Source organism: Paenisporosarcina sp. P5_A11, assembly GCF_056400705.1.
Map to the genome: position 1 here is coordinate 1 of NZ_JBFUKT010000208.1, position 5,093 is coordinate 5,093.

Sequence of the window (5,093 nt, forward strand, 5' to 3'; positions counted from 1 at the left end):
GAATATTAAGGACTATGAATTCAGATCTTTCATCGCAGTTAGATTTCCTATATTTTATTTAGAATCAAGAAATATTGATTTATATAATTGGGAATCAATTTGGGGAGTAATAGGTTCAATTGCGCCATTTAGACAAAAAGTCAATATTACTGAAAGTTTAAAAGGGATATTTGAAGAAAATAATAATATTCATGATAATTATCAAGAAGTTATAGATGTAATATTAGATGTATTTGATAAATCGGAAGTAAAGATAAACAAGACAAATATTTTCGAAAAAATCAGTCAGATAATTCAATTGCAACTTGGAGGGAAATCATTTAATTATGATTCACATACACTCCAGAGTGGATCTTATGGGATGAATAGTTATACCTATATCAATTTATATATTAATTTAATCCTAAGACTTTTCGAGTATAAATATTTAGCAACCCCTCTAATTATGTTGGATGAACCAGAGTTACATTTACATATAAAAAAAATAGAAGAATTCATCAAGGGTATTAAAGAAAAAAATAATTACCAGAATACAAAATGGATTTTTGCAACACATTCGCCCGCTTTTACTAAAAACATAATTCTGGAAAATGAAAATCACAATATTTATCTCGTCACTAATAATAGATTATTAAATAGAACTTACATAAATAAAATTAATGGCTTTAGACAAAAGAAATACAAAAACTTATCAGATAACGAAGCAACTTTATTTTTTTCGGAGGTATGTTTGTTTGTCGAAGGCGAAACCGAATTAGAATTATTTAGAAATAAAAATATACAATCTCTTTTTCCAAAATTATCTCATGTAGATATTTATTCTTTTGATGGAAAAAATGATAAGTTACAATTGGTAAATCCTTATGATCGAAAGTCTAAAATTAAATACTTAGTATTGTTAGACTTGGATAAAATACTTAATTATGTCCCTGAAAAAAAGAAATTTAGTATTACAGGAAGTGATTATTTAAATGTATTAAAAAACACTAAATTAATTGACAGAGAAAAATACACTTATGGTAAAAAATTTAGCAGTACCTTTAATACTAGAAAGATAATACAAAATAAAATAGATTCAACAGAATATAACATTGATTTAAGTGGTTTATGCTTAAAAGAAGATTTTAATAGATCAGTGTTAATAAGTCTCATTCAAAATTATTTTAGAAAGTATAATTTTTTCCCCCTCGAAACAACAATTGAAGGAAGTATTATTAACGTAAAAAATTATGAAATTTTTTATGAATGGATCTTTCAATCTAATTGGGATAAAACAAAATTTAAAGAAATCTATGATACTCTCACTTCTGACATTCAAAAAACAAGTTTTCTTAGATTAATTTTTTTCGGAAAAGCAGATTGGTTAAGTGGAGAGAAACAAAAATCGAAAAAGAATTTAACAAATTATAAGACTTTTATCACAACGTTTGAGGATATAAAAAAGATTCGTAATGATTTAAAAAAATCGAATTTGAATTTCGATGGTAAAACAGGGGGGTGGGTAACATTATTTATTGATTGGTATTTTGAGAGAGATAGAATGTTCCAAAGAAACAGTAACATCTACTTAAATCGAAAAAGATTTATCTCTGAATTCCCAGAGTTAGGAAAAGTAATTGTATGCTTAGAGCAAATGGTGTAATATATTCCATAAGTTATGGGTAAGTAGTAAATTCATATGTAGTCAATGAAATTAAAAAGACTATAGATGCCATGAAGAAACAGTAATAATTTATTCCCTCGTTTTTCAAAAGATTAAAGCCCTTTTGTAACGTTTCATTTGCGGGTTAAGAGAGAAAAATCCATGGTTTTAAGCCTGCTATTATATATTATCCGCAATTTTGCGCATGTGTAAATTCGATGTTTTGAGATGTACTTACCCATAAGTTGTGTTACATAGGAGAGTTTTGGAATGCATATAGAAAATTTAAATAAGTTTGAAAACAAAATTCTTCGAGGTAGTATCAAAGAATATGATGGACAATTTATAAAGTCGATTCCCAATGCATATTATACTAAAAAAATTTTCAAAAAAAATAATACACAACGTACTTTACAATGCATCAAAAATGATCATTTACTATACAGGTTACAGCAACAATTAAAAAATAATTTTTTGGATTATATTCCACTTTCTAATCATGCCTTTGGCTATATTAAAAAAAAATCTTATTTAGAATATTTAAAGCCTCACAAAAACAAGAAATGTTTCCTAAGATTAGATATTAAAGACTWTTTCGGAAGTATCAAAACAGAGAAACTTAAGAAAGTATTGCAATATTATATAGATGATATTAATGTGAATGACGATGAAAAACTAATTGATTTTATTATAGAGTCAGTTACTTTAAATGGACGACTTCCACAAGGGGCCGTAACATCTCCAGTTTTGTCCAATATTATTTTTAGACAATTAGATATACGGATAGCAAGATATTGTAATAAATTTGGTATCGTATACTCTCGATATGTTGATGATATGCTATTTTCCTCTGATAATTTTTTTTTACATAAGAATATATTTCATAATGGAATCGTTAAAATATTAAAATCTGAAGGTTTTTTATTAAATAATAATAAAATCATTAAATCATTAAATGAAATTTCTTTAAATGGTTTTGTTATTAGTAGTGAAATAAGATTATCTAGAAAGAAAACTGCATTTGTAACTGCTCTAATTTATTGCTATAACAATACTAAGAGTAAAACAATCGAGGATTTTATTTTGGTTTTAAAAGAGCATTTTAAGTTAGAGGAAGATCAAACTATTGAATTAAAGTGGCTTCAGAATTACTTAGCCGGTTATCGTTCTTTTTTATTAGGATTATTACCTTTCGATAGTATTGGGACCTTACCGGAAAACCTAACAAAAGCTGAGAAGAAAATATTACGAAAAATTAATAAGATTGAAAATATTTTAGATTTAATTATATGATATTAAAGAATATTTTAAGTTAGTAAGAAAATTTTCTGAAAACGAAAGATAGTTATGAGGCTTCTAAAATTTCTTCAAGATATATTAATTCAGATTTTCCAACGAAAGTATTAACAATCCTTTTTATATTATTTTAAGCGGTCGATATTTCATCTTCGACCGCTTTTATTTTTGAACTTTTGTTTAACATGAATTTCAAATAGCTTTATAATTGTTTATAATATCAAAAAATAAAGTTCGTGTTCCAACTAAAAGATGTTAGACTCAAAAAAACTTATCAGTCAAACTAATAATTATCTGTATATCATGTCCCACAAAAGGTACGATATGAACCTGATGATTCAGCAGGCACCGTGCAGAAATCCGTCTGTTCTTGTGAATGCGCAAAAGGATTTGAAAGAACTTCAAGCAATCTGTCCATTACACTATAATCTCCCTGTTCAACTGCTGCTTCAAGTGCTTCTTCCACCCGATGATTACGAGGAATAACCGCAGGGTTTGAATCCTGCATCAACTGAAGAGAGTCTACTTTTGATTCCTGCTGTCTGCTAAGTCTCGCTTGCCATTTCTCACTCCACTGCGTAAATTCTTCGCTGTTAAACAAATCCGTATCTTCCCGAGTTTCAAACGTGAGTTCACGGAAGGTATTGGTATAATCCGCGCTATACATCTGCATCATATTCAAGAGGTCTTCAATAATGGATTCATCTTGTTCTTCTTCGTTAAAAATTCCGAGTTTTGCCCTCATTCCTGCAAACCAATTCGCGTGATAGAAGTTATTAAATTCTCCAATCGCTTCTGTGGCCATTTTGATCGCTTCATTCTGATCATCATGTATTAGCGGTAATAGAGTTTCTGCAAATCGTGCAAGATTCCACCCACCAATATACGGCTGATTTCCATAGGCATAGCGGCCTTGCTGGTCAATGGAACTGAATACAGTTGCTGGATCATAGGTATCCATAAATGCGCAAGGACCATAATCAATGGTTTCTCCGCTAATGGTCATGTTGTCGGTGTTCATCACCCCGTGGATAAAGCCAACCAATTGCCATTTAGCAATCAGCGAAGCTTGACGTTTGATTACTTCTTGAAGGAACGATAAATATCGATTCTCATCAGCTTCAACTTCAGGATAATGGCGTTGTATTGTGTAGTCAGCCAGTTCTTTAAGTTCCTCAATTGAGCCAAAGTTTGCAGCGTATTGAAAAGTACCGACACGGATGTGACTGGCAGCAACACGGGTCAGAATTGCACCTTGTAATTCTGTTTCACGGTGTACTGTTTCACCGGTGGTTACCACTGCTAGGCTCCGAGTTGTAGGAATACCAAGCGCATGCATGGCTTCACTGATAATGTATTCGCGTAGCATCGGTCCGAGTCCCGCTCTACCATCGCCACCGCGGGAGTAAGGAGTTCTACCTGAACCTTTGAACTGAATATCAAACCGCTCACCTTGAGGAGTAATCTGCTCTCCTAGAAGTAGAGCCCGACCATCCCCTAACATGTTGAAATTCCCGAATTGGTGCCCTGCGTAAGCTTGAGCAAGAGGTGCTGCGCCTTTAGGAATTCTGTTGCCAGCAAGTTCCGCTATACCGTATTTGGTTTTCAGTGCATCGCCATTCAGCCCTAAAGTCTTTGCCAATGGAGAATTAAAAATAATCAACTCCGGTGAGCGCACAGCGTCTGGAGTGAAGCTAGTGAAAAATGCATTCGGCAGACGAGCGTAACTGTTGTCAAAGTTCCATCCTGTTTCTAACATTGCTTTTTCCTCTGTCATGTTATCACCTTTWCTTCTAATGTCTTTTTGAATTTTTTTTTTTCACTTATGATATTTTTTGTTATTTACTTTCTATATAAAAAGGCATCTTGTTTAATGTTTACTTCTTCCATTTTATTATACCCTTCTAACACATAGATTTCGTCCTATAACCATTTTCTAAGTATGTACTAAAATCAGAGACGTAAGAACTAAAAACATGAAAGTGAGCAGTGGAATTCAACATCCTGTGGCAGGATGCTTGTAACGAAAACCTCAGTTCGAGATAATAGGGAAAACACCTAGACATTAACTTGATTTCTCCAATCAACCATGAGCTTCAGGAAGGATCAACCCATGAATTTTTCATTAAATGAGTCAAAAATAAAAAGACTATGC

Annotated in this window: 3 protein-coding genes; 2 read left to right on the plus strand and 1 reads right to left on the minus strand. The window is 31.6% G+C overall.

The annotated features are described in order from the left end of the window. The coding region (locus AC1DOS_RS17765; RefSeq protein ID WP_477538570.1) for a retron Eco8 family effector endonuclease at positions 1-1,642 on the plus strand (1,642 nt) is incomplete at its 5' end. A gap of 270 nt (positions 1,643-1,912) precedes the next feature. Beyond that, positions 1,913-2,935 carry a reverse transcriptase family protein gene (locus AC1DOS_RS17770; RefSeq protein ID WP_477538571.1) on the plus strand — a complete coding sequence of 341 codons (1,023 nt, stop codon included), beginning with the start codon at positions 1,913-1,915 and terminating at the stop codon, positions 2,933-2,935. A gap of 304 nt (positions 2,936-3,239) precedes the next feature. Here AC1DOS_RS17770 and AC1DOS_RS17775 read toward each other — a convergent pair whose 3' ends face one another. Further along, positions 3,240-4,715, minus strand: coding sequence for a protein adenylyltransferase SelO (locus AC1DOS_RS17775; RefSeq protein ID WP_477538572.1), 1,476 nt, complete (start codon positions 4,713-4,715; stop codon positions 3,240-3,242). Positions 4,716-5,093 lie beyond the last annotated feature (378 nt).

Bases quoted from the DNA above. Each gene is read 5' to 3' on its own strand.
- AC1DOS_RS17775 (WP_477538572.1), bottom strand. From the start codon at position 4,715: ATGACAGAGGAAAAAGCAATGTTAGAAACAGGATGGAACTTTGACAAC.